At 65.6% G+C, this 1,071-nt stretch carries 1 protein-coding gene; it reads right to left on the bottom strand.

Annotated features, from left to right (window positions below; translation table 11 throughout):
• Positions 1-51: 51 nt before the first annotated feature.
• Positions 52-978: a carbohydrate ABC transporter permease gene (locus BZY54_RS47060; protein ID WP_086731435.1), complete on the bottom strand. Its 927-nt coding sequence runs from the start codon at positions 976-978 to the stop codon at positions 52-54.
• Between the last annotated feature and the right edge of the window lie 93 nt (positions 979-1,071).

The following is a 1,071-nucleotide window of genomic DNA, read 5'->3' as shown; positions in this document are numbered from 1 at the left end:
GTGCCGGAGGGGGCGGCGGGGGCCGGTGTGACGGTACTGGTCATCGCTGCTTCACACTCCCTTGCGCATGCCGCGCAGCTGGACGACATAGGCGATGACCATCGTGATCAGCCCCATGACGATGGCGACCGTCGCGGAGTAGTTGTGCTGCTGACCGGAGAAGGACAGCGAGTACGTGTAGTAGTTGGGGGTGTAGTCCGTGGTGATGGCGTTGGGGGCGAGCTTCTGCAGGACGCTCGGCTCGTTGAAGAGCTGGAAGCTGCCGATGATGGAGAAGATCGTCGCAATGACGAGGGCTCCGCGGATCGCGGGCAGCTTGATGGCGGTGATGACGCGTATCTGGCTGGCTCCGTCGATCTCGGCGGCCTCGTAGAGGGAGTGCGGGATGACGCGCAGCGCGGCGTAGAAGATCAGCATGTTGTAGCCGGCGAACTCCCAGGTGACGATGTTGCCGATCGAGGCGAGCACCAGGTCGGGGGAGAGCGGGTCGGGCAGGGAGAGGCCGAAGGCGTCGTTGATGTCGCCGACGAGGCCGAAGCGGCTGCCGTACATGAAGCCCCACATGAGGGTGGCGACGACCGCGGGCACCGCATAGGGGAGGAAGATCGAGATGCGGAAGAAGCTCTTGCCGTAGAGGCGCCCGCTGTCCAGGGCCAGGGCCACCAGAAGGGCGATGCCGAGCATGATCGGCACCTGGACGCACAGGAAGAGGGAGACACGGCCGAGCGCGGCCCAGAAGTTCTCGTCGTGCAGCGCCTGCCGGTAGTTGTCGAGGCCGACGAACGTGGTTCCGCCGATGAGCTGGTCACGGAAGAGACTCAGGTATACGGAGTAAGCGATCGGGGCCAGGAACACCAGGGCGAAGACGACCACGAAGGGACCGATGAACCCCCACCCCGTCCAGGAGCGGCGATCCCTTCTCGTCGGGGGCGGCGCCGGCCTCGGCGCGGCGGCTGCCGGTGGTTGCAGCGTCGTCATGTCGTTCCTCGTTCGTCCGGATTCGAGCACCGATGGCGTGGGCCGGGACAGTCGGGCGGCACGCCCTCACCGATGTTTACGTAAACATCGACC

Source organism: Streptomyces carpinensis (assembly GCF_002154505.1).
In the GTDB taxonomy this organism is placed as follows: Bacteria; Actinomycetota; Actinomycetes; order Streptomycetales; family Streptomycetaceae; genus Streptomyces; species Streptomyces carpinensis.
The sequence above is the reverse complement of the archived record's forward strand: the minus strand, read 5'-3'. Positions and strand labels throughout refer to the sequence as shown.